Source organism: Streptomyces sp. YIM 121038, from assembly GCF_006088715.1.
Classification (GTDB): domain Bacteria; phylum Actinomycetota; class Actinomycetes; order Streptomycetales; family Streptomycetaceae; genus Streptomyces.
In genome coordinates, this window is sequence record NZ_CP030771.1 from 1,605,370 (window position 1) to 1,626,877 (window position 21,508).

Annotated in this window: 26 protein-coding genes and 1 pseudogene; 7 read left to right on the forward strand and 20 right to left on the reverse strand. The window is 71.1% G+C overall.

From position 1 onward, the window contains the following. Positions 1-71 precede the first annotated feature (71 nt). The gene (locus C9F11_RS06145; protein ID WP_138958287.1) at positions 72-230 is read left to right on the forward strand and encodes a hypothetical protein; all 159 of its coding nucleotides are present in this window, start codon (positions 72-74) and stop codon (positions 228-230) included. A 107-nt stretch (positions 231-337) separates the two neighbouring features. Here the strand turns inward: C9F11_RS06145 and C9F11_RS06150 are convergent, their stop codons facing one another. After that, the gene (locus C9F11_RS06150; RefSeq protein WP_138958288.1) at positions 338-736 is read right to left on the reverse strand and encodes a subtilase-type protease inhibitor; all 399 of its coding nucleotides are present in this window, start codon (positions 734-736) and stop codon (positions 338-340) included. Positions 737-1,068: 332 nt separating this feature from the next. Between C9F11_RS06150 and C9F11_RS06155 the strand changes: the two genes are divergently transcribed. Then, positions 1,069-1,812: a lysophospholipid acyltransferase family protein gene (locus C9F11_RS06155; protein WP_138958289.1), complete on the forward strand. Its 744-nt coding sequence runs from the start codon at positions 1,069-1,071 to the stop codon at positions 1,810-1,812. Between the two features lie 67 nt (positions 1,813-1,879). Continuing rightward, positions 1,880-2,476 (forward strand): annotated as a pseudogene (locus C9F11_RS06160) (NAD(P)-dependent oxidoreductase); the annotation flags it as partial. Positions 2,477-2,587: 111 nt separating this feature from the next. Here the strand turns inward: C9F11_RS06160 and C9F11_RS06165 are convergent. From C9F11_RS06165 to C9F11_RS06190, 6 genes are all read right to left on the reverse strand, one after another. Next, positions 2,588-4,192 carry an alpha/beta hydrolase gene (locus tag C9F11_RS06165; protein ID WP_138966148.1) on the reverse strand — a complete coding sequence of 535 codons (1,605 nt, stop codon included), beginning with the start codon at positions 4,190-4,192 and terminating at the stop codon, positions 2,588-2,590. Between the two features lie 222 nt (positions 4,193-4,414). Continuing rightward, positions 4,415-5,608, reverse strand: coding sequence for a site-specific integrase (locus C9F11_RS06170; RefSeq protein WP_138958290.1), 1,194 nt, complete (start codon positions 5,606-5,608; stop codon positions 4,415-4,417). A gap of 70 nt (positions 5,609-5,678) precedes the next feature. Continuing rightward, entirely contained in the window at positions 5,679-5,888 is a 210-nt protein-coding gene (locus C9F11_RS06175) for a helix-turn-helix domain-containing protein (RefSeq protein WP_138958291.1), read from the reverse strand. A 522-nt stretch (positions 5,889-6,410) separates the two neighbouring features. After that, positions 6,411-7,886: an ATP-binding protein gene (locus tag C9F11_RS06180; protein WP_138958292.1), complete on the reverse strand. Its 1,476-nt coding sequence runs from the start codon at positions 7,884-7,886 to the stop codon at positions 6,411-6,413. A 2-nt stretch (positions 7,887-7,888) separates the two neighbouring features. Further along, positions 7,889-8,728, reverse strand: coding sequence for a DNA primase (locus tag C9F11_RS06185; RefSeq protein ID WP_138958293.1), 840 nt, complete (start codon positions 8,726-8,728; stop codon positions 7,889-7,891). Continuing rightward, entirely contained in the window at positions 8,725-9,801 is a 1,077-nt protein-coding gene (locus C9F11_RS06190; protein ID WP_138958294.1) for a DNA cytosine methyltransferase, read from the reverse strand. The genes C9F11_RS06185 and C9F11_RS06190 overlap by 4 nt, the downstream gene beginning before the upstream one ends. A gap of 99 nt (positions 9,802-9,900) precedes the next feature. Between C9F11_RS06190 and C9F11_RS06195 the strand changes: the two genes are divergently transcribed. Together C9F11_RS06195 and C9F11_RS06200 are read left to right on the forward strand one after the other, a co-directional pair. Further along, complete coding sequence (locus C9F11_RS06195) at positions 9,901-10,872, forward strand: HNH endonuclease signature motif containing protein (RefSeq protein WP_138958295.1); 972 nt, start codon at positions 9,901-9,903, stop codon at positions 10,870-10,872. A gap of 9 nt (positions 10,873-10,881) precedes the next feature. Continuing rightward, entirely contained in the window at positions 10,882-11,523 is a 642-nt protein-coding gene (locus C9F11_RS06200; protein WP_138958296.1) for an HNH endonuclease, read from the forward strand. Positions 11,524-11,627: 104 nt separating this feature from the next. Here C9F11_RS06200 and C9F11_RS48105 read toward each other — a convergent pair whose 3' ends face one another. The 13 genes from C9F11_RS48105 to C9F11_RS06270 all read right to left on the reverse strand — a co-directional run bounded on the left by C9F11_RS48105 (position 11,628) and on the right by C9F11_RS06270 (position 19,056). Beyond that, on the reverse strand, positions 11,628-11,822 hold the full coding sequence (locus C9F11_RS48105) for a hypothetical protein (protein WP_212767808.1): 195 nt from the start codon (positions 11,820-11,822) through the stop codon (positions 11,628-11,630). A gap of 87 nt (positions 11,823-11,909) precedes the next feature. Continuing rightward, positions 11,910-12,329: a hypothetical protein gene (locus C9F11_RS48550; protein WP_249401619.1), complete on the reverse strand. Its 420-nt coding sequence runs from the start codon at positions 12,327-12,329 to the stop codon at positions 11,910-11,912. Beyond that, positions 12,316-12,717 carry a hypothetical protein gene (locus tag C9F11_RS06220; RefSeq protein WP_138958297.1) on the reverse strand — a complete coding sequence of 134 codons (402 nt, stop codon included), beginning with the start codon at positions 12,715-12,717 and terminating at the stop codon, positions 12,316-12,318. Before C9F11_RS06220 ends, C9F11_RS48550 begins: the two co-directional genes overlap by 14 nt. Next, a complete protein-coding gene (locus C9F11_RS06225) occupies positions 12,714-12,917 on the reverse strand; it encodes a hypothetical protein (protein ID WP_138958298.1) in 204 nt (67 codons plus the stop codon). Before C9F11_RS06225 ends, C9F11_RS06220 begins: the two co-directional genes overlap by 4 nt. Before the next feature lie 17 nt (positions 12,918-12,934). Further along, complete coding sequence (locus C9F11_RS06230; RefSeq protein WP_138958299.1) at positions 12,935-13,243, reverse strand: hypothetical protein; 309 nt, start codon at positions 13,241-13,243, stop codon at positions 12,935-12,937. Positions 13,244-13,459: 216 nt separating this feature from the next. Beyond that, positions 13,460-15,493: a plasmid transfer protein TraB gene (gene traB, locus C9F11_RS06235; RefSeq protein ID WP_249402144.1), complete on the reverse strand. Its 2,034-nt coding sequence runs from the start codon at positions 15,491-15,493 to the stop codon at positions 13,460-13,462. Between the two features lie 29 nt (positions 15,494-15,522). After that, positions 15,523-16,041, reverse strand: coding sequence for a plasmid transfer protein TraA (gene traA, locus C9F11_RS06240; protein ID WP_138958301.1), 519 nt, complete (start codon positions 16,039-16,041; stop codon positions 15,523-15,525). Continuing rightward, complete coding sequence (locus C9F11_RS06245; protein WP_138958302.1) at positions 16,041-16,553, reverse strand: hypothetical protein; 513 nt, start codon at positions 16,551-16,553, stop codon at positions 16,041-16,043. The genes traA and C9F11_RS06245 overlap by 1 nt, the downstream gene beginning before the upstream one ends. Before the next feature lie 144 nt (positions 16,554-16,697). Beyond that, positions 16,698-17,009 carry a hypothetical protein gene (locus C9F11_RS06250; RefSeq protein ID WP_138958303.1) on the reverse strand — a complete coding sequence of 104 codons (312 nt, stop codon included), beginning with the start codon at positions 17,007-17,009 and terminating at the stop codon, positions 16,698-16,700. Positions 17,010-17,038: 29 nt separating this feature from the next. After that, positions 17,039-17,422 carry an RRQRL motif-containing zinc-binding protein gene (locus C9F11_RS06255; protein WP_138958304.1) on the reverse strand — a complete coding sequence of 128 codons (384 nt, stop codon included), beginning with the start codon at positions 17,420-17,422 and terminating at the stop codon, positions 17,039-17,041. 10 nt (positions 17,423-17,432) lie between these two features. Then, complete coding sequence (locus C9F11_RS06260) at positions 17,433-18,443, reverse strand: DUF2637 domain-containing protein (protein WP_138958305.1); 1,011 nt, start codon at positions 18,441-18,443, stop codon at positions 17,433-17,435. Then, on the reverse strand, positions 18,440-18,769 hold the full coding sequence (locus C9F11_RS06265) for a hypothetical protein (protein WP_138958306.1): 330 nt from the start codon (positions 18,767-18,769) through the stop codon (positions 18,440-18,442). The genes C9F11_RS06260 and C9F11_RS06265 overlap by 4 nt, the downstream gene beginning before the upstream one ends. Next, a complete protein-coding gene (locus tag C9F11_RS06270; protein ID WP_138958307.1) occupies positions 18,766-19,056 on the reverse strand; it encodes a hypothetical protein in 291 nt (96 codons plus the stop codon). Before C9F11_RS06270 ends, C9F11_RS06265 begins: the two co-directional genes overlap by 4 nt. A 595-nt stretch (positions 19,057-19,651) precedes the next feature. Between C9F11_RS06270 and C9F11_RS06275 the strand changes: the two genes are divergently transcribed. Continuing rightward, a complete protein-coding gene (locus tag C9F11_RS06275; protein ID WP_138958308.1) occupies positions 19,652-20,020 on the forward strand; it encodes a winged helix-turn-helix domain-containing protein in 369 nt (122 codons plus the stop codon). Between the two features lie 233 nt (positions 20,021-20,253). Next, positions 20,254-21,477, forward strand: coding sequence for a helix-turn-helix transcriptional regulator (locus C9F11_RS06280; RefSeq protein ID WP_249401620.1), 1,224 nt, complete (start codon positions 20,254-20,256; stop codon positions 21,475-21,477). Positions 21,478-21,508: the final 31 nt, after the last annotated feature.

The following is a 21,508-nucleotide window of genomic DNA, read 5'->3' on the forward strand; positions in this document are numbered from 1 at the left end:
GGCACCGAGGCCACGGTCTCGGTGCCCCGGATACCGGACGCCCGAGCCGTCTGTCGTGAGGAGGCAGGGCGATGCCGGGTGCTACGAAGACGATGGGCGCGTTCACCATCGGCGGGCTGGTGATGGTGACCGCTTACACGGTGGCCCTCGGCAGCAACGGCTGGCTGTGGTTCGGCTGGGTGGTGCTCGGCCTGATCACGCTGGCGATGGTCTTCTCCCGGCCCACGTGAGGCGGGGGCGGGGCCGGGGGTCCGGCACCGGGGCTCCGAATCCTTCGGCACCTCAGGCTCTTCCGGCCCCTACACCCCCCCTTCCGCGGTCCTTCCGGTCCTTCCGGTCAGAAGCGGAACACGTGCCCCGTGGACGCCTGCATCTCGCACGCGTTGCCGTACGTCTTGTGCCAGGCGACCGGCCGCCCCCGGAACGTGCCGGTCGCGCCGACGGTGACCGGGTCGTACTCCTTGGTGCAGATCCGGTCCTCCCGCGGGAGCTCACCGAAGTCGCCGCCCGCCCGGTCCAGCTCCGCACACGCCTCCCGGGCGAACGGGTGGTGCCCGGACGGCTCGGGCGTACAGCGCAGCAGCAGCCCGCGGATCCACGTGTTCTCAGCACCCGACACCGTCAGGAAGAGACCGCGCGCGTCGGGCCGCGGCCCGTCGACGGGCGCGGCGGCCGCCGGACCGGTGACCGTGGCGAGGGCGAGCAGCGCGGCCGGGGTGACGAGGAGCGAACGCATGGGACCTCCGGAGGGGCGGAAGCGGACGCCGCGTCACGGACGAGGACGTCGGGCGTCACGGACGGTGGCGTCAGGGGCGGCTGGGCATCGGCCCATCGCACCGTACGACGCCGGGACAGACCCGCCGGACGACGGCGGGCCGGGCCCACAGCACCCCCGCCGGGCGGCGCCCGGCCAGCGGCCACGCCTCGCGCTCCCCCGCCCGGCCGCACGGCGGAACCCGAACGGACCAGTCCGCCGCGCGATCGAATCGACCCGAACGGGCTCTCGCCTAGGCGCCGCCGATTGACTACTGTGCGTCGGCACCACCCCCGGGGGAAGGCGGCGCCCGCATGTTCTACCTGGTCCTCAAGTACGCACTGATCGGGCCTCTGCTGCGGCTGATGTTCCGGCCCAGGATCGAGGGGCTCGAACACATCCCGGAGTCCGGCGCGGCGATCGTCGCCGGGAACCACCTGTCGTTCTCCGACCACTTCCTGATGCCCGCGATCCTCAAGCGGCGCATCACGTTCCTGGCCAAGGCCGAGTACTTCACGGGCCCGGGCGTCAAGGGCCGCCTCACCGCCGCGTTCTTCCGCAGCGCCGGCCAGATCCCGGTGGACCGCTCCGGCAAGGAGGCCGGGCAGGCCGCCATCCGCGAGGGGCTCGGCGTGCTGCGCAAGGGCGAGCTGCTCGGCATCTACCCCGAGGGCACCCGCTCGCACGACGGGCGCCTGTACAAGGGCAAGGTCGGCGTTGCCGCGATGGCCCTCAAGGCGCAGGTGCCGGTGATCCCGTGCGCGATGATCGGCACCTTCGAGGCGCAGCCGCCCGGCCAGGTCGTGCCGCGCTTCCAGCGCGTGACGATCCGCTTCGGCGAGCCCCTCGAATTCTCGCGGTACGCGGGCATGGACGGCGAGAAGGCGGTCCTGCGCGCGGTCACCGACGAGATCATGTACGCGATCCTCGGCCTGTCGGGCCAGGAGTACGTCGACAAGTACGCGGCCGCCGTGAAGGCGGAGGAGGCCGCGGGACAGACCGAGGAGAGCGGGCGGCCCGCGCCGCGGCGCAGGCTCCCGAGGCTGCCGCTGAGCTGAGCGCGGCCGCCGGGACGCTCGTCTGCCGACGGCCGCTTGGGCGCTCGTCTGCCGACCGCCAAAAGGCCTGGAGGCCGCGCTCGGCGACGCGCTGCCGACGACGCTGCTGCGCGCGGGCGCGGTCCACGGCCCGCACTGCCGGGCGCCGCGCGAGCTGTACTTCGTCAAACGGGTCCTGGACGGGCGGCGCGTGCGCGTCCTCAGCCACGGCGGCACCGGCCTGTTCCATCCGGTGAGCGTGCTGAACCTGGCGGAGCTGGTGCGCCTCGCGGCGGCGCGGCCCGGCTCGCGCGTCCTGAACGCGGGCGACCCGGACACCCCGACGGTGGCCGGGATCGGCGCGGCGATCGACGCGGCGATGGGCTTCGAGAGCGAGACGGTGCTCATCGAGGGCGAGGCGCCCGGCAAGGGCGTGGGCCCGACGCCGTGGACCACGGCGCATCCGGTGGTGTACGACATGACGGCCGCACGGCGGGAGCTGGGCTACACGGCGGTGACGACGTACGCCGACTCGCTGCCGGACACGGTCGCCTGGCTGACGGACCGGCTCGCGGGGAAGGACTGGCGCACGGCCTTCCCGGTCCTGGCACGCGCCTACGATCCGGTGATCGACCTCTTCGACTACGCGGCGGAGGACGCCTGGCTGAGGGCGCGGGCGGCCTGAGCGGCCTGGGCGACCAGCCGGAAACGCGATCGGGAGACCGCCCGGCCGAGGCCGAGGGCGATCTCCCGACAGCAGACATCACCTACAGGTCGTGCAGGTGTCGTACAGGCGTCACGGCTTGGGCGTGGCGTGCGGGGCGCACGTCACGTCGCGGCTGTCGACCTTGCCGGTGAGCAGGTAGGTGTCGACCCGCTCGTTCAGGCACGGGTTCTCCAGGTTGGTGATGCCGTGCGAACCGGCGTCCTTCTCGGTGATCAGACGCGAGCCCTTGAGGCGCTTGTGCAGCTCCACGCCGCCCTCGTAGGGGGTGGCGGCGTCACGCGTGGACTGGGCGATCAGCGTGGTGGGCAGACCCTTGCCGCTCTTGACCTCGATCGGCTGGTGCTGCTTGCTGGGCCAGGTGGCGCACGGCAGGTTCATCCAGGCGTTCGCCCAGGTCATGAACGGGTGGTCCTTGTGCAGGCGGGTGTTGTCCCGGTCCCACTTCTTCCAGCTGGTGGGCCACTTGGCGTCGGCGCACTCGACGGCGGTGTAGACCGCGTTGCTGTTCTCCGAGGCCTTGTTGCCCGCGATGTCGGACAGGTCCGGGCTTGCGGCCTTGATGAGCGGCTGCCGGTCACCGGCGACGAACTTGCTCCAGTTGGTGGCGATCGAGACCCACGTGGAGTCGTAGTACGGGGCGCTCTGGAAGTACGAGGTCAGCTCGGCGGGGCCGACGACGCCGTCGAACGGCGCCTTCTTCGCGGCGGCACGCAGGTCGGTCCACTGCGCGGCGACCTTCTTCTGCGTGTCACCGAGGTGGAAGACGGAGTCGTACTTGGCGACCCACGTCATCCAGTCCTTGAGACGCGTCTCGAAGGCGACGTCCTGGTCGAGGTTGGCCTGGTACCAGATCTTCTCGCGCGAGGGGTTCACGACGGAGTCGAAGACCATGCGGCGCGCGTGCGAGGGGAAGAGCGTCGCGTACACGGCGCCCAGGTACGTCCCGTAGGACACGCCCAGGTAGTTCAGCTTCTTCTCGCCGAGCGCGGCGCGGATGACGTCGAGGTCACGCGCCGTGTTCGGGGTGGTCATGTGCGGCAGCATCCAGCCGCTGCGCTCCTTGCAGCCGTCCGCGTACTCGGCGGCGAGCTTGCGCTGGGCACGCTTGTCGGCCGCGGAGTCGGGCACCGGGTCGAGCTTGGGCGCCTTGACGAACTCCTGCGGGTCGACACACGAGATCGGCGTCGAGTGGCCGACACCGCGCGGGTCGAAGCCGACGAAGTCGTAGGCCTTCGAGGTCTTCTCCCACAACTTGCTCTTGTTCACGACGCGCAGCGGGAAGCGCATGCCGGAGCCGCCGGGGCCACCGGGGTTGTAGACGAGCGCGCCCTGGCGCTCCTCCTTGCTCCCCGTGCTGCCTATGCGGTCGACGGCCAGCTTGATCTGCTTGCCGTAGGGCTTGGCGTAGTCGAGCGGAACGCTGACCCAGCCGCACTGCACGGGCTTCGGGAAGCCCCAGTCCTCGGGACAGTCCTTCCAGTCGACGCCCTTCTTCGCCGCCCGCGCGGCGGCGACGGCGGCGCCCCGGGCCTCACGGTCCTTGGCGTAAGCGGCCTTGCCGCCGGCGGCATCCGCACTGGCGGCGGGCGCACCGAGCGCCCCCGCGATCAGCGTCGCCGCAACGAGAGCACCCGCGGATCCGAACGTCATCGCTCGTCTGCTCCGCGCGGTCATCGGGGTACGTGTCAAGTGGGGCCTCCCGCACATCGTTTCGGTCATTCCCTCGGTACGGGGATACTTCCGTCTGCGGGGGTGGTCAGGACAGATGTGGTTGTTGTTCTTTACCAATCCGATAAACGGACCGGCCAGTACGGTGAACGGTTCATGCACTTCAGCGGGCGGACGCTGGGGCTCCGGCTGGCTCGGGGAGCCAAACAGGGAGCCAAAGCACCGGGGTCAGTCGCCCTTCGGCGCCTCGTCGGCCGCCGGCCCCTCGTCCCCGAAGATGTCGTCCATGGCTTCCGCGCCCTCCGCGATGACCGGCCGCAGCTGCTTGCGGTAGACGCGCTCCGTCGTCCCGCTGCCGCTGTGGCCCACCAAGCGCGCGATGACTTCGATCGGGATGCCGTGGTCCGAGAGCAGGGACACGAAGCTCGTCCGTAGCTCGCGGGTGGTCCACTCCCCCGGGTTCTTGAACCCCGCCTCGCGCAGCAGCGCCCGGAGACTGCGCCGCACGTTCGTGGCGTCGCGCTGCGTTCCGGTGTCGGTGGGGAAGACGAGCCGCTGGTCCGTCCACGCTGCACCGGTTGCCCGGCATGCAGCCTTCTGCCGGGCTTTGTGCTCCTTCAGGACCAGAGCGGCCTGTTTCGGCATGGCCAGCGAGCGCCGACTCTTGTGGGTCTTGGTGTCGCCGTGCCGCCGGACGGAGCGCCAGACGTCCACGTGCGGCTTCTGGCCTCGCGCTTCGCCGAGATGCACGTGCTTCCAGGTGAGGGGGCGCGCCTCCTCCGGTCGGACTCCCACGAGGAGGGAGAGCACCACGTAGGCGTGGATCCAGGTGCCGTCCATGGCGCGCAGCACAGCCTCCCCCTGTTCCAGGGAGAGGGACTTGCTCGGCCGACCGGCCTGCCCTTCGGGTAACGCGACCATCTTGGCCACGTTCTGGGCGGCCCTGCCGCGTCTCTGCGCGTGCGTGATGGACCGCCGGAGGATCGCGAGCACCATCCTCAAGGACTGGGTCGCGAGCACTTTCGCACGGGCCTCCAGCCAGTCGTCCACTTCATCGGCTTCAAGGTCCCGCAGCTTAGCCGCACCCAGGTAGGGAACAACGTGATTGTCCGCCAGACTCCGGTACGTCCCGATGCTGGAGGCTTCCTTCCCTTTGAGACCTTGGGAAAGCCAGTCCCCAACTGCCTGCGCCACGGTGTAGTTGGCGGGCGCCTTCGCTCCGCGGGCCATCTCCTTGCGCAGCTCGCGCAGCTTCCGGCGTACCTCGGTCTTGGTCTTCCCTGTCACCTTCGGGCGCCGGCGCTTGCCTGACGGGGCGTGGCCGTGGGACATCGCGCCGACGTATCGGTTCTTGGACTTGTCCCAGTAGATGGAGTCCTCGCCGTGGCCTGCCTTCTTGCGGCCGGTGGATTCCTCGGTCATGCGGTGTGCCTTCCATGGGGAACGAGCAGGGCCGCACCCGTGCCGGGTGCGGCCCTGCTCAGATATCGGGTCAGGCGGTGGCTTCGGCCTCGTGCTTGAGGAGTTCGACGTACTGCGCGATGTACTCCGGCGGCACGAGTCGGCGGCGGCCGATGCGGACGGTCTGAAGTCGACCGAGGCGTATTTCCTCGTAGACCATCGAGCGTCCAATTCTCAAGGCCCTGGCTGCCTCTTCGGGGCGGTAGAGGACATGGTCGGCGAACTCAGCAACAGCGGTCATGCGGCGGTGCCTCCTCGGCTCCGGGGCGGCGGGCCTGCGACTGGAGTTGGTTCGGGGGTTCCTTGGAGCCCGCCTGTCCTAAGTGCGGATTTCTGCGTCATCGCGTCACTTGCGTCAATCAGGCTTTTGACCTGCGGGTTTCGGTGACGCAGCAGGGCGGGGGCTGCGTCACCGGTGACATGGGCACCGGTCACGGAGGTGACGCGGGTGACGCGGGTGACGCGGGTGACGCGGGTGACGCGGGTGACGCGGGTGACGCGGGATGACGCAGGATTCGCCGTCTGCGTCACGCCTTGCTGTCGCAGGTCAGGGGCCGTCTGGTGGGCCCGTGGTGACGCGGTGACGCAGGTCTTCCCTTCTTAGGACAAAGGAAGATGGGGTGTCTGTGGTCTTGCGTCGCCCCTTAGGGCTTGAAGAACGAGCCGCTTCGCGGCGCGACTCGTGCAGGGCGGCTGCGCCGCCGGAACAGCAAGAGGAGCACCCCGGGCGCGGCGTGCTCCTCTTGCTTGTCCGCCCTGGCGGTCAGAACGCGGGCTGCTGCTCGTGCTCCGGGGGCGGGGCCTGGTGGGTGATCTCGATGTAGCGGGCGGCGCTGGTGCGGCCCCAGTCGACCAGGACACCCCGGGCGGCCAGGGTGGGCTGGATGCGCCTGAGCCGGTCGGAGAGCACCTTGCCCGTGGTCGGCCACCCCTTGGGCAGGGGGCGGCACTCCTCGCCGCTGTAGAGGGCGCTGAGGGCGTGCAGCCACTCGGCCGACGTCATGCGCACGTCCTCGCCCGGGGCGAGCTCTGCGGCGTGCTTGAGGACCGTTTGTGCCAGGAGGTCGCCCTCGATGACGTCGTCATTCAGGTCATCCAGGCTTGCCCGGTAGGCGGCCAGCGTCCCGAAGCCGGTGGCCGCGTCGAGCTGGGCGCACAGGTGGGCGAAGTCGGCCATCCGCAGGTCGGTCGGCGTCTCGGCCTGGACCGCCCGCACCTGGACGGCCAGGTCCAGCAGGGAGCCGAGGACGACGGGCAGGATCTCGGCGTACTCCGCCCACAGCTCCGCCTCGGTGCGCCGCACCTTGGGCCGCTCCAGACGCAGCGTGAGGAGGCGTTCAGCGAGGTCGGGGCGGATGACGCCGACGTCGATACCGGTCAGCAGCATCGGTCGCCGGTAGCGGGAGCGCACCACGTCCCCGTCCGTGAACAGCGCGCGCTTGATCGACTCAGCGCCCGTGATGACGCAGCACATCAGGTCGGACAGGTCCGGGGGCAGGTGGGAGAGATTGTCGAGAGCGGTGATCCATCCGGCGGCGACGGCCGTGATCATGTTCTCTTCGTCTTTCGGCGCCCGGCGCAGGTCGCCGGTCATGCCCTCGATGATCCGCACGAGCATCCGCCCGCCGGTCGACTTGCCCGCCCCCTGCGGGCCGGTCAGGAACGGTGCCGGGACCGGGGCAGACGGTTCCAGGCAGCCGATGAGCCAGGCGAGGGCCAGGGCCTCGGTCTTGGCGTCGGCGAAGTTGCACAGCCGAAGGAGCAGGTCCAGGCCCTTGCCGCCTGTGTCCCTCGCCGGGAGGGGGAGTTCGCCGGTGAGCTGGGTGCGCCTCCAGCAGACCTCTTCGGGGTCGGGGGTGCGGATGTCCCATCCGGTGGGGTGGATGCGGACCGACTGCCCGTCGGTGCGGCCCAGGTCCAGCCAGGTGGCTCCGTCGAAGCCGGGCGCGACGCGGATGTGGGTGGGCTGTACCGGCTCGGTCAAGGCGAGTGCTTCGATCAAGTCCAACGCCTCCTTGAGGGCGGTTCCGTTGAAGACGCCGACCCCGTCGCGGAAGAGGCCGACCATGAGTTCCTGGCGGTGGCTCCCGCTGGTGCCCTGGGAGCGGATCGGGCGAGCGACGGGGTGGCCGGTGCGCTGGGCGTAGACGGTGCCGTCGACGGTGCGGAAGTACCGGAAGTGGCTCTGCACGTAGTCGCAGATGACCTTGCGTGCAGGGTCCTTCTCGTCGTCGGCCATGGTCACAGCCCCAGCCGGGCGCGGGCGTTGGCCCACGCATCCGTGCAGTGCCGGGCGGTCTCGCCCTTGGCCTGCGCGGCGGCGAACAGCCGCACCACGTCGGTGTCGGTGAGGCAGCCGCACCGGCCGTGCGTGGACAGCACGGCCAGGAAGGTGCGGTAGACGGTGGCGTGCACGGCGCTGCGGGCGTCGGTGATGCGCTGCTCGGCCATGGCGATGCCGCGCTCCAGGTAGGCGGGCGTGCGGTGGGGGCATGCTCCGCCCCCGGCGGGTGCGGGCACGCTGAGGGAGCTCGGCGTGGGCCGGGCCGTGGCGGGCTTCTTCACGGCCAGCGCGCGCACGATGTCCGGCAGCGCCGCGGGGGTGCCGGTGCCGGGGCCGAGCCAGCGGGCGTAGGCCATGCGGGACTTGATGTCGATGCCGGGGCGTACTCCGTGTGAGGAGGGCATGGTGCCCGCGTAGAGCCAGTGCTGGCCGCGTGTGGTGGGCAGGGTGCGGGTGGGGGGCAGGTGGGCTTGGGCCCAGGCGATGGCGTCGGCGTGGTCGAGGTCGACGACGGTGAGGCGGGCACCGGCGGGGTGGTAGGCGATGGCGGTGGCTTGCCGCCATGCGGCCGTCCAGGCCGGGGAGGTGAGCGTGCCCGGGTCGGTGGTCGCGGCAGCCCAGGCGTGGCACGGGCGCGGGCACCTGCACGGCCCGGCCTGTTTCATGTTGGGTCGGCCGCCGCAGGCGTTCTTGGCGCAGGCGCAGCAGTTGCCGAAGGGGGCTTTGCCCACGCGCAGCGGCAGCACCGGCACGCCTTTGGCCGCGAGCTGGAGCGCGGTGCGCAGGTGCTCACTCATGCCGCCACCTCCAGCGCGGGCGCGGCGGTGGCGCCGAGGAGCAGGCCGTAGGCGTGGTGGGCCTGTTGGGGCACGACGCCGTTGCCGATGATGCGGAGCTGTTCCTTGCGGGGGATGCCGGGCACGGCGGTGACCCAGCCGGCCGGGAGGCCCATCATCCATTCGGCGAACGCCGGGGAGAGTCGCCGGTTGCCGCGGGCGCCGGGCTCGGTCGGGCAGGGTGCCGCCCGGCCGGTGAGGTGTTCCCAGCGGCGGATGGCGGGCCCGTAGTCGGTGCCGTCGGTGGCCACCCAGCGCTCATCGAGACGCACGGCCTGGCCGGGCAGGTAGTAGCGGCCCGAGGTGTCGCGCTGGTTGGGGCCGCCGTGGGGTCCGTCGGAGGCCTTGGGGGTGGGCAGCAGCCTCAGCCGGCGGGCGGGGGCGGCAGCAGGAAGACCACCTCGTCCTCCAGCGTCGGCCCGTGCCCGCCCGCCTTCCGCTTCGCCGGCGGCTGCGGGCCGCCATTGGCCCCAAGCTGCGCCGTGGGGGTCTTCAGCAGCCGGATAGGCGAGGGCGAACCAGCGGTCGCGCTCGTGCGGGGCGCCGGTTTCGGGGTCACCAGCTCGTAGACATGTCCAGCGCGCGTCATACCCGAGCGCGGCCAGGTCCTGGGCGACGACGTCCAGCCCCCGCGAGCGGAGCGCCGCCACGTTTTCCAGGAAGACGAGGCGCGGTCGAAGGTAGCCCACAGCCTGAGCGACGTTTTTCCAGACGCGCGACCACTGGCCATTGATTCCATCCCTTCGTCCAGCGTTGCTGATGTTGCGGCAGGGGAAACCGGCGCTGATCACGTCCGGGGCGTACTGGTCGCGGACTTGGTGCCAGTCCATGGCGGTGATGTCCCCGAGGTTGGGCACCGCGGGGTGGTGCGCGGCGAACACGGCCGCGGCGTGCGGGTCGTTCTCGGCGTAGGCGGCCACCCGGCCGCCGATCCCGGCACGGATCGCCGTCTCCAGTCCGCCATAGCCGGCGCACAGGGCGACGATCCTTGGCGGTGCCCCGGAGGTGTGCCGGATGTCAGTGGGGTGGTTCATGCTGGGGTCCTCCTTGCTGATGAGTGGTGGGGAGCCGGGCCGGTCGCGGGCTTTGGCGAGAGCGCGACCGGCCCGGAGCTGGGGAGGGAAGGGGAGCGTGTGGCAACGGCGTGGCTGGTCCTGGCGGCGGGCGACAATCGCAAGCACGGGGGGAATGGCGGCTATGACGATCTGCCGTCGGAGCACTACAGCTGGGACAGCTCGGTGCCGCATCACGCGTCCCTGGCCGCCGGGGACGTGATCGCTGTATGGGACAAGACGGCCCTGCTGGGCATCTCCGTCATCGAGGCGATCGAGACCGGCCAGGCCGTGAAGGAGGTCTACCGCTGCCCCGGGTGCGGCAAGGCGGACTTCCAGCCGCGCAAGACGAAGCGGCCCGTATACGTCTGCCTGAAGTGCCCGGCGAGATTCGACGTCCCCACGGCCGGGACCAAGACCGTGACGACCTACCGCTCGCGCCACGGTGCGGCCTGGGTCGACATGCCCGGGGTGCTGAGCGGCGCCGAACTGCGGGCTCTGTGTGACAACCCCCGCACGCAGCACAGCTTGCGCTCGATGCGGTGGGAAGGGCTGCGGTCCGCGATCGAGGAGACCGGCGCGGCCACGAGCGTGGATATCGCCGACAGCGCGCAACGGGCGATCGCGGGCGGGCACCGGCAGGCCACCGTGCGCGCCCGGCTGGGCCAGGCCGCCTTCCGCCGCCAGCTCTTGCAGGCCCACGGGCAGACCTGCGCCATCACCGGGCCCGCCCCGGCGGCGGTGCTGGAGGCCGCCCACCTGTATAGCTACGCGGTCAGCGGCGAGCACCACAGCGACGGCGGGCTGCTGCTGCGCCGCGATGTCCACCGACTGTTCGACCTGGGCCTCCTGGTGGTCGACCCGGCCTCGCTGACGGTGGATGTCGCAGCCCCGCTGCTGCCCTACCCCGCGTACGCGGCCCTGCACGGCGCGCCGCTGGCCGTCCCGGTCACCACACGCCACCGGGCATGGCTGCGGGCTCACCGGGACCTCCACCGCCACGGCCGGCCCGCCACGGCACCTGCCTCCCGGGGCGAGCTGGACCAGGTGTAGGAGAGCCGGATGCCCTCACACCTCGCGCGGCGCGGGAAACATGAATCAGAGCGGCGCAGGCGGCGCTACTTTCCCCTGTGGGAAGAACTCACCGTGGTGACCGCCCACGACGGGCGGTGCGTGTACTGCCTGGCTCCCTCTGAGGTCAAAGACCACGTCATCCCCTACAAGCGCGGCGGAGACGACGACCCGCGCAACCTCGCTCCGGCGTGCGTGGCCTGCAACCTCGCCAAAGGCGACCGCACACCGCTGGAGTTCGCCGCGCTCAGCCTCAACCCCGGCGTCTGGGGCCCGGGCGGACACCCGGGACGAGGACGATTACGAGACGAGATGGACGAGCTGCGCCGACGCTATGAAGTATGGGTGGAGCGCATCGAGTGCACACAGCTCGAAATCCTCAACCCGCGCCGCAGGAGCTGGTTCCAGTACGACCTGGGCAGCACCTATTTCAACACCAAGACGCCGCCAACGATCCGGGTGAGGGCGGCCATCTACCGCGCCTTCTACCCCCGGCACATCGCGCAGGCCGCGGCGACGGACTGGACCACGGACCACTTCACCTTCCGCGCCTTTCAGCACCGCCGCTGGGGTGTGGAATCCGAGGACCCCAACGACTGGAAGCTGGCCTGGCCCGACCCGCAGTCGGGCTAGAACGGCAGTTCGTCACCGGAGCCAGAGTCCGGCCGCGCGGCGGCGGATCCCAGCGCGGACGTACCAGACGCGCTCCACGGATCGTCACCGCTCGCGGAAACGTCTCAGGCAGGACCTTTGGCGTTGATGGTGACGGTGGTGAAGCGAACGCTGGCGTCGATCTCGACGACCTCCAGGACGAGCATCGAACGCTTCTCGCCCTGCTTGTTCCTCCAGTCGTGCTGCCCGATCCGCCCGTGCGCGGCGAGGCGCAGGGCGGTGCTGAGGTGGTCTCGCCGGTCCGGGGCGGGAGGGGTCATGCTGGTTCTCTCCTGCTCTCATGGAGGGACGGGAGAAACCCGGGCCGGGCGCGGCTTGTGGAGAGACGGCGCCCGCCCCGGGCGGAGCTAGCAGGCGTTCGGCTGGTCGTCCTCGGGCCGCTTCAGGTCGGCGGTGAAGTAGAGACGGGTGCGCATGCCGTCGCGGGTGGGGTAGGTGCGGGCGGTGCCAGTGCGGAAGGCCTCGGCCAGCGCGCGGGTGATGGCGTCGGCGTCGCGGTCGTCGCAGATGATCCGGATGTCGAACGTCACGGGCTCTCCTCGATGGCGGGGACGGGGATCAGGGGCCAGAGGGATCTCGATGCCGGGGTCCAGCAGCCACGCGGTGGTCTCCGGCGCGGTGTCGCCGCCGACCGCGACGACTGCCGCGGCCACGATCCGGGCAGATTCCGGGTCGAGGCCGGTCGTCTCCACATCGAACGCCAGCATCGGGCCGCCCGGCCAGGCGCCGGAAGCCACCGCGTCGTTGTGCCGCTCAGCGTCCGTCACGGCTGGCCCCCTGCGTGACGATGGGCAGGGGGTACCAGGTGGCGAGCTGGTACATCTCCAGAACCTCGATGAGGAATTCGTCGCTCTGGCCGGTGGGGTCGTCGGGGTCGGTGACGATGACGCGGGGCGGGCTGGTGAGGCGGGCGTGGACGCACAGGCGGTGGGCGGGGGCGTCGTCAGGGTCGACATCGGAGCGCAGGGTCCAGGTCTGGCGCTCGGCGGCCAGCACCAGCGGGTCCCCGCGCAGCGCGCCGCAGTAGACGAGCCGTAACGCGACTGCCTCGGGCAGACAGTCGAGCTGGGTCAGTTCCCAGGCGCGGGCGTGCAGGAACGCGCGGGCCTGGTCGGGACCCACGATGAGGTCTAGTGGGGTGGTGGGGGCGGTCATCGGGTGCCTTCCTTGGGGGTGGTGGTGCGCAGGACGACGAAGGTGTCGTGCAGGGCGTCGTAGTGGACGTGCACGGGCTGATCGGTGCGGGTGCGTTCCTCGGACGCGGCGTGGGCGGCCTTCAGCGAGGCGCGCACGTCACCGGCGGGGAAGCGTTGGAGCGGAATGGGGTGGTGGCCGGTGCAGGTGGTGCAGGGCATGTCTCCTCCCGGCAAGGTCACTTGGGCGCGCGGAAGAGCCGGAGGGTGATGCCGCCGACGCCGATCGGGCCTGCGGCGCCGCCGATGGCGATGGCGGTGTGGGCAGCGAAGTCGAGCAGGGCCAGGAACGCGGCCACGACGCCGAACAGGCCGAGGGCGCCCGCCCCGGCGACCGTGAGGGGCAGCAGGTAGCTGCGAGCCGGGCGTGCGGCAGGGTGGGTTGTGATGGTGTGGATGATGATGGGTTGGCCGGTGGCTTGTGCGCGCCGGTAGTCGTCGGCGGGGATGTGCGGGGCCAGGTGTCCGGGCGGGCCGGTGTGGTGCATGCGTGGTGCTCCCTTCCGCGTGCCGGAACGGGGCGCGAGCACGCGCGTGTATGCGTGCCCGAGCCGCGCGTGCGTGTGGAGGCCGACCCGGAATGCCTCCAGGCCAGGTGCTGTGACAGGCAGGTGTGATGCGGTGTGACGGCCGCCGTGATGGGCCCGTCACACCCGTGTCTGCCTAGGGGTTTGGGTGTGACGGGCCCGTCACATGTGACGGCGTCACGCTGCGGCGCGCTCGGGGATGATTCGCCATCGGCCTGTGGTGTTGGTCGCCTCCAGGCGGCCCTGGATCGCGGCAGCCTTCAGGCGCTTGGACACCCATGAGCGGGTCAGGTCGTGAGCGTCGCACCAGTCCATGAAGTCGCGCGGGCCGACGACCATCCGCCCGGCGGCCTCGAACTCATCCAGTGCCTGCGCGAACAGCTCACGGGCCTCAGCCGGGGAGGGCTTACGGCCGCTGTCCGTCCCGAACAGCGGGGCGTCGTCGCCCTGCTGCGCTTCGGGCAGCTCGGCTTCGGGGTCGATGTCTGCGTCCTCGGGGTCGACCAGCAGGCCCGCGTCCTCCACGTCCTGATCGTCGCCCGATCGGATCGGCCGCACCACTGGACCGTCGCCCGGCTCGGAGGCGGGACGTCCGGTATACGCGGTCCCGGCCACGCTCTTGAGTGCGCCGGCGGTGACGGGGTCGGCGGCGGCACCGTGGCGCTGTGCCCACAGGGCGAGTTGCTGCATGGTGTCCACGGCGCCCGGTGTGAAGCGCCAGGTGCGGCCCGGTGAGGCGTAGCGGTCTTCGTCGATGCCGGGTGAGACGACGTAGCAGTAGCCGGGCTTGCGGTTGCGCCACGCCCCCGGGTGGGCGCCCGCGGCGAGGACTTCGTCGGGCAGGCTGAAGCCTTCGTCGTCAGGGTGGCAGCCGAGCGCGATCACCGACGGCAGCGAGGCCCTGGTGGATGTCGACATCTGGTCGTAGGACGGGCGCTGGAGGGAGATGACCAGGGAGACGCCCGCGGAGCGGGCTTCTTGGGCAATGCCGGTGAACGCGTCGTCACCGACGAACCGCAGGGTGTTCGCGGCCTCCTCGAACCAGGCGACCATGAACGGCATCCCCGCACACCCGCACGCGCGTCCGTCAGGGCGGCAGGAGTGGGCCGGGTCGGTCTGCTCGTGTGCGGCTTCGGGGATCCACTGGCGGTACTGGTGCTGGCCGAGCCAGCGAGTGCGGGCCGGGATCGCCGCCTGCACGGCCGCCACCATGGTCTCGGTCGGGGCCCCACCCTCCACTGCCCAGTCGTAGCCAGGCAGCAGCGGGCGGAAGTCCTGGAAGGACTTGGGGTCGGAGAAGACCATCGTCACGTCGCGGCGGGAGAGGATTTCAGTCTGCAGGTTCAGTGCGGCGTCGCCCTTGCCGGAGCCCGTTCCGCCCGCGACCAGCACGTGCGTGCCGTTCCGTCCGGACTCCGGGTCCCCGGGCAGCCACAGCAGCAACGGCGAGCCATCGTCATACCGGCCGATCACCAGCGGATCGGCGATCGACCCGCCGAGGTTGGAGGGGCCTTCCCATTCCACGGTCTCGGCGAGCATGTCTTCGGGGACGATGACCAGGTCGCCGCGGCGGGCCGAGTCGGGGTCGGGCTGGTAGCGCACTGCGGAGGCGGGCAGGTCCAGCGCGGAGGCGATGCGGGGCAGCGCCCCGGCCATGTCCGCGTTGGTCTGCGTGCCCGCATCGAGTTCCACGCGTGCCGTGGCCCGGTTCGGCTCCACCCGCGCGGCGCGGATCTGCGCCCGGGCCAGGCCGATCTTCTCCATCAGCCCGCCGTCCCCGCTGCTCTGCTCGCCGGTGTCGGAGGTGCGCATGAAGATCCGCACGTTCCACGACAACGCCAACGCCGGACCGCCCATCAGGTAGAGGTCATCGACCGGCCCGGCGGCGGGCCCTGCGAGGCAGGCGGCCGTCAGCCACGCCGAGCCCAGCGCCGTGGTGATCGCCGAGTGGAGCCGCCGCTGCTTGCTGGCGCTCTTGCCGATCACCCACGCACCGCCGGACATGGCGACGGAGGTGAGGGTCAGGCCGACGGCGGCGGCCGGGCTCGCCGCCCACCGCTCGTGGCCGAGGACTCCGGCCAGGCCGACCCCGGCCACCCCGAGCCAGGGCGGCAGGTGCGGCTTGGCCCTGCCCAGCAGGTAGTTGCTGACCCCGCTGGCGCCGGTGCCGCCTTCGCGGGTGTTCACCAGTTGCGCGAGCTGCGCCTGCATGTTCTGGTCCGTGGTCATCGCGCGGCGCCTCACTGCTGTGCCCAGTTCATCGCGGGCGTCTTCGGCTTACGGGCCCGGTGGCGGACGCGGTTGATCTCCTCCTGGTACTCCTGCTGGAACACCGCGTACGTGGCCGCGGCGTTCTTGGCCGCGTCGCGCAGCGCGTTCGCGGACTTCTTCAGCTTGCGGGAGACCTTCGCGGCGCGGAGCCGCGAGCCCAGCACCCGCCCCTCCGGGTCCGGCACCGCGGCGAGGACGCTTTGCATGATCTCGGCGGCCATGGCGACCTCCATGGACAGCATCACCCCGGCCGCGCGCAGGGTGTTGCAGTAGTTGCGCACCTGGGCGGGGCTGTTGAACTCCGGCGGCGGCAGCAGCGACTGCCCGCCCCCGGCACCGTGGCGGGAGGGCCGGTTGACGTTGATGTTGATGGACGGCATGAAGCTGCCGCCCATGGCGCCGACGAAGCCGCCGGCGGCGGCTCCGGCGTTGGCGAACTTGTTGCCCTTGTTGGCGCCCGCAGCGCCGTTGCGGGTGGGGGTGGCCATCAGTCCGTCTCCTTGGAGATCGAGCGACGCAGCACAAACCAGGCACCCTGGGCCGCCAGCAGGCCCAGGAACCACAGGACATCCAGCGGCCCGGCCAGCGGGCCGAGCAGGATCGCGAGCGCGGTCCACAGGCCGACGACGGCCGCGGTGGCTGCGGCGGCCCACTGCCAGGACCGGTCCCCGCCCTTGACACGGCGGCGCAGCGGCGGGGTGAGCAGGACGAGCGGAGGCAGCAGCCCGGCCACGGCCACCAGCGCGCCTGCCCACGGGGCGAGGACGTGCAGGATCGCGGCCAGCAGCAGGAGCAGCACGGCCGTGGCGGTGGGGAGCAAGGCCAGGCGGTGGCGCCATAACAGCAGCCCGACCGTGTGCAGGGCGCGCGCGGCGAGGGAGGGGCGCTCGGGCACGACCAGCAGGAAGGAGTCCTGGCGGCGGCCGCGCTGGCGCGGGATACGGACCGTAGTGGCCCCGGCGGACACCTTCACCGTGCGGGGACGAGTAGGACTGGGCACAGCAACACTCCTTGGATGAAAACTCAGTGGGGCAGCGCGAGGCTACGTCGGCGACCTCGTGCACCGGCGAGGGCAGGCGCCTTCGCAGTCGCGGTGAAGACCAGACCTGGACAGGGCGCCCGGAGAGGGTTGGGGCGCTGGGTGTCACACCGTGTGGTGCGGGTGAGCGGCAGCAACTTGCTGCCAGCGACGGTCTTCCGCGGCGCCCGCGCGCTTCAAGCGGACCTGGAAGGTGCAGCCCGAACGCGTGCAGCGGTGCGTCGTGGTGTCCCGGGCATCAACGATGCGGAACAGCAGATCCAGGGCGCTGGCCAGCACCGAGCCCGCACACGCCAGCAGCAGCAAGAGCGGCACGTGGTGGTTGTGCAGGCGCAGGCCTACCGCCATGGCCAGCGTCGTCGCGATGGCGGCACAAACGGGAATGACGAGACGGTCACGGAACGTCCTGCGGTTCACGGTCAACCTCCGGTCAGGGGACGGAACGTTCAGGCAGCGTGCTGTTCGGTGGCGGCGATGCAGGCGCCGCAGATGCCGTAGGAGCGCGGGATGCAGTAGCCGACGTCGCGGCGGCAGCGCGGGCAGGTGCGGCGCGCCAGCATGGCCAGCGCGAGCGCACCCCACTTGCGCGAGGTCATCGGCCGGACCGGCTTGGCCAGGTCGATCCGGTACAGGTAGGCGACCTGGTGCCCGCCGGTGCGGCGGTTGGCGCGCATGACCTGCGCGGCGATCGGCTGCCCGCCCGGCCGCAGCCCGCGGGCCCGCAGCTGGCGCCGCGTGGCCAGGCCGGCAGGGGCGAGGCGGTAGGGGTAGGCGGGTATCCCGTAGCGGGCACCGGTGGGGTCGAAGCAGTCGGCGTACGCGTGCGGCATCGCGGGCCTCCTAGCGGCTGGCGATGGCCAGGTCGGCACGGACGCCGGTGTGCGGCTGGCGCTGCTCGGCATAGCGCGCCGAGACCCAGCCCACCGACCAGCCGCACAACTCCGCCGCCGCCCGCACCGACAACTCCGCCACGAACGCGGCACTCACGATCTGCCGGGCCTCGGGCTCGGGCAGCTTGCCCGCAGCCGGGCCACGCTCCAGCAGCGCAGCTTGTTCACGCTCTGCCCGCTGCTGGCGTTCACGCTGTTCACGAACGGCAGCCTCCTGCGCCGCGCGGCGTTGCTGCGCGGCTTGCTCGGCGGCCTCGCGGGCGAGGCGTTCACGGTCGGACTCGCGCTGTTCACGCTCGCGTTCACGGCGTTCACGCGCCTCCCGCTCAGCGGCTGCTGCCCGCTCACGGCCTTCACGCTCCGCACGCCACCGCCAGTCCTCCCGCTCAGCCTGTTCACGGGCCAAGCGGGCCTCGTGTTCACGCTGTTCACGCGCCAGCACGGCAGCGTGCTCGCGCTCCTCCCGCGCCTGCGCACGGGCCCGCTCGGCGCGTTCCCGGGCCGCTTGCTCAGCTACGTCGCGCTCGGCCTGCTGCCGGGCCTCCAGCGCCGCGACGGCGTCCGCGAGGGCGCGGCGGTAGGCCAGGCTGGTCTCGGCGGTGACGATCAGCAGCAGCGGCGCCACCGCATGCACCGCCACCCCGACCAGGTCCTTCTGCAGGGCGGAATCGGCGGTGTTCAGGGCGAGCGTCATACCGCCGGTCATCCACCGCAGCACGACCGGCCACCCGCCCCCACGCCCACCCAAACGAGCGAGCACGGAGTCCAGGCGGACCACGATCACCACGGCGGCATCCACGACCAGGGGCAGGATGGGCGCCGTCCACTCCCACCGAGCGGGGGTGTGCGCGGCCATCAGCGGCGTGACCGTGAGCACGGAGTAGAGCATCGCCCCGCACACGATCAACCACGTGCCCAAAGTCAGCGCCCGCTCCGCTGAACGGATATGAACAGCGTTCACGCCACACACCCCGCCGAGGCCGGGGCGGGGACCTTGCCGAAGCCGATCAGCTCCAGCTCGGCGTCCGCGAGGGTCGCACTCGCCTGCAGCACGCGCGTGCGGCCGCCACTTTGAACATGGCCGTTCACGTCCTGCGGGGCGATGCCCAGCGCTTCCCGCCACGCCTCGAAGCCCGGCAAGTCGTCGTGGAAGCTCAGCCGCAGCCGCTCCGGAAAGATCGGCGACACCTGCACATCCGGCGCCGCCAGATGCCCGAAGTCCACCGCCAGCAGCCGCAGCACGCGCAACGCGACCGCCAGATCATCCAGCCTCAGGTCCTCGCTCACGCCGCCACCGCCCTGGTGGCGCTGCCACGGCGGGCGGACGGTCGGGGCAGAGGAACGACACTCAGCTCCGACAGGTGCGCGTCGATGGCCTCGGCGGCGACGCGCGCCACGTCGTCGACCAGGTGCGGGTGATCGGCCAGGATGTCGCGGGCCGCGTCCTGGCGGGCCGCGCGCTCCATCCTGCTCTCGCCCTCCACCCCCAGCCACAGCTCAACGGGGGTGCCGAGGGCGAGTTCGATGTAGTCGTCAGCCGAGACGACCTGATGCATGCCGATGAAGGACTTCATGGCGAGGCTCCTGATATGGAGGGACGGAAGGAAGCCGAGGCGGGCGCAGGCCTCTGGCGAGGCGGCGCAAATCCACGGCGGGAAGGCTGAACGGGTAGCAGAGACCCTCTTCAGCTCAGCGGGTGGCGCCCCGGCCGGGAGTCGAACCCGGCCTACGACCATCGGGGCGGAAGAATCTGAAGCGCGTCATCGTCACTGCTCTGACGCCAGCAGGGCGGCGCGCACCAGGTGGCGCCCCAGGGGTTGGCCTCCCGTGAGGAAGGGATGATCCCCGAGAGCGTTCTCCAGAGCTGGCACGCGGGGCAGGGACAGATTCGCCCCGCCACGAGGTGGCCGCCAGCGGCCGTCACCCGGGCCGTTGCGGGGACGGGGACTCTCACCCCGTCGACTTGTCGCGCTATTGAGTTCTCAACCAACGGCGCTCACTTCGTACTCACCCCAGCGGGGCTTTCCTCCGGGCGATGGAGTCGGCCGGGCCGCCCCCTATCGGGCTCTCACCCAATGCAGACTGTTCTAGCACGACTGCTACAACTAGTACAAGAGGTTGTATTGATCGTGCTGCTTGACCTAGATCAAGGAGAGCTAGCATCGACGCATGACGCCTACTTCTGACGACGCGCGACGGGTGAACGAGCAGATCGCCGAGACCCTGCGGGACGAGATCAAGACCGGCAGGCTGAAGGTGGGAGACAAGCTCCCCTCGGTTCGCGCGATCGCCGAGCGCTTCGAGGTCGCCCCGGGGACGGCGACCAAAGCCGTCCAACTGCTCGCGAAGTGGGAGCTGGTGGCCCCCGACTCGACGCGCGGCTACTTCGTGAGCGCTCAGGTCTCAGGCGATGAGGAAGTGCCGGGCCCCAGCCCCGAGTTCGCGGCCATCATGGAGGAGGTCGCAGCGATGCGTGAGCACCTAGCGCGTCTCGACGAGCGGCTCCAGCGGTTGGAGGATTCGGAGAAGCGAGGTTGACGGGCTCCGCGAGGCGCCGCGCCCTCTCCGCGAGGGCGCCCACTTCCGCGGAGAGCTCCGCAAGGGCCACCATCACCTGGTGCCGCTCATCAGCCGTCAGAGACATGCCTGTGCCTCCTTGCCGCCGCCGTGGGCGTCTCGGTCTCGACACAGACGACGCTATGACCAGGCCCTTGGGCGACCCCGGAAAAACCTTCCGGGGTCCTCATCCCAACTGAGGTGAGGCTGAAGCCATGCGAGGAATGACGCAGCACCTGACAACCGGCGAGCGCGTGGCCTGGTACCGGCATCGCCGAGGCCTCTCCCAGGAAGTGCTGGCCGGACTGGTTGGCCGTACGTCGGACTGGCTCGGCAAGGCGGAGAACAACCGTATCGAGCTCGATCGCCTCTCCGTGATCCGCGCCCTGGCGCACGCCTTGGACGTGTCCGTCGGCGACCTGATCGGCGAGCCCACCCTCCTAGAGTGGTCGGACGACAGCGGCCGGCGTACCGTCCCCGCCCTGCGTGAAGCCCTCATGGACTACCGCCAGTTGACTCCGCTCTTGAGCCCGCCTGCCGACGGCGAGCCCTCGACCCTGGCGAACCTTCGTGCCGACGTCGGTGAGGTGTGGGACGCCTACCAGGCATCGCGCTTCGGCTTTGCCACGCGGCAGCTGCCGCTCCTCCTGGCCGACGCCCTCCTGGCCGCCCGTACGTACGCGGGAGAGGAGCGCGAGGAAGCCAACGCCCTGCTGGCGCTGACGTACCAGGGCGCGGCGATGGTGCTCGGCAAGCTTGGGGAGAACGAACTCGCGTGGATGGCCGCCGACCGCGGACTGGCCGCCGCCCAGCAGAGTGGCAACAACGTGATCACGGGATCGCTCTTCCGCTCCGTGACCCACTGCCTGCTGTCGACCGGGCGATACGAGACCGCCGTGCAACTCGTGGGCGACGCGGCCGGATTCCTGGAGCCAGGGCTCAGCGAGGCGACGCCCTCGTTCCTGTCCGTCTACGGGACCTTGTTCCTGGCCGGGTCGATGGCGGCCGCCCGCGCGGAGGACCGCGCGACGATACAGGCCTTCCTACGCGAGGCGGAAGCGACAGCAACGCGGCTCGGCACCGACGCCAACCACATGTGGACCGCCTTCGGCCCCACCAACGTTGCCATCCACAAGGTGGCCACGGCCGGGGAACTCGGAGACTTCCAGGTCGCTTCCGACCTCGGCCCGCAGATCGACACGAGCAGCCTGCCCGTCGAGCGCCGGGTGCGCCATGACCTCGAAGTAGCGCGCGCACTCACCGCCCGAAACCGCACAGACGAAGCACTCGCCGTCGTCCTCGAAGCAGAACAGCTCGCACCCGAGCAGGTCAGGCACCACTACATGAGCCGCGAACTCGTACTCGGCTGGGTCCGCGGCACCCGCGGCCGGCCGAGCAGCTCCGTGGCTGACCTGGCCGACAGGCTTCGAGTCGTCTGAGGTGGTTAGGCTCGGTCACGTGAGCGAGACC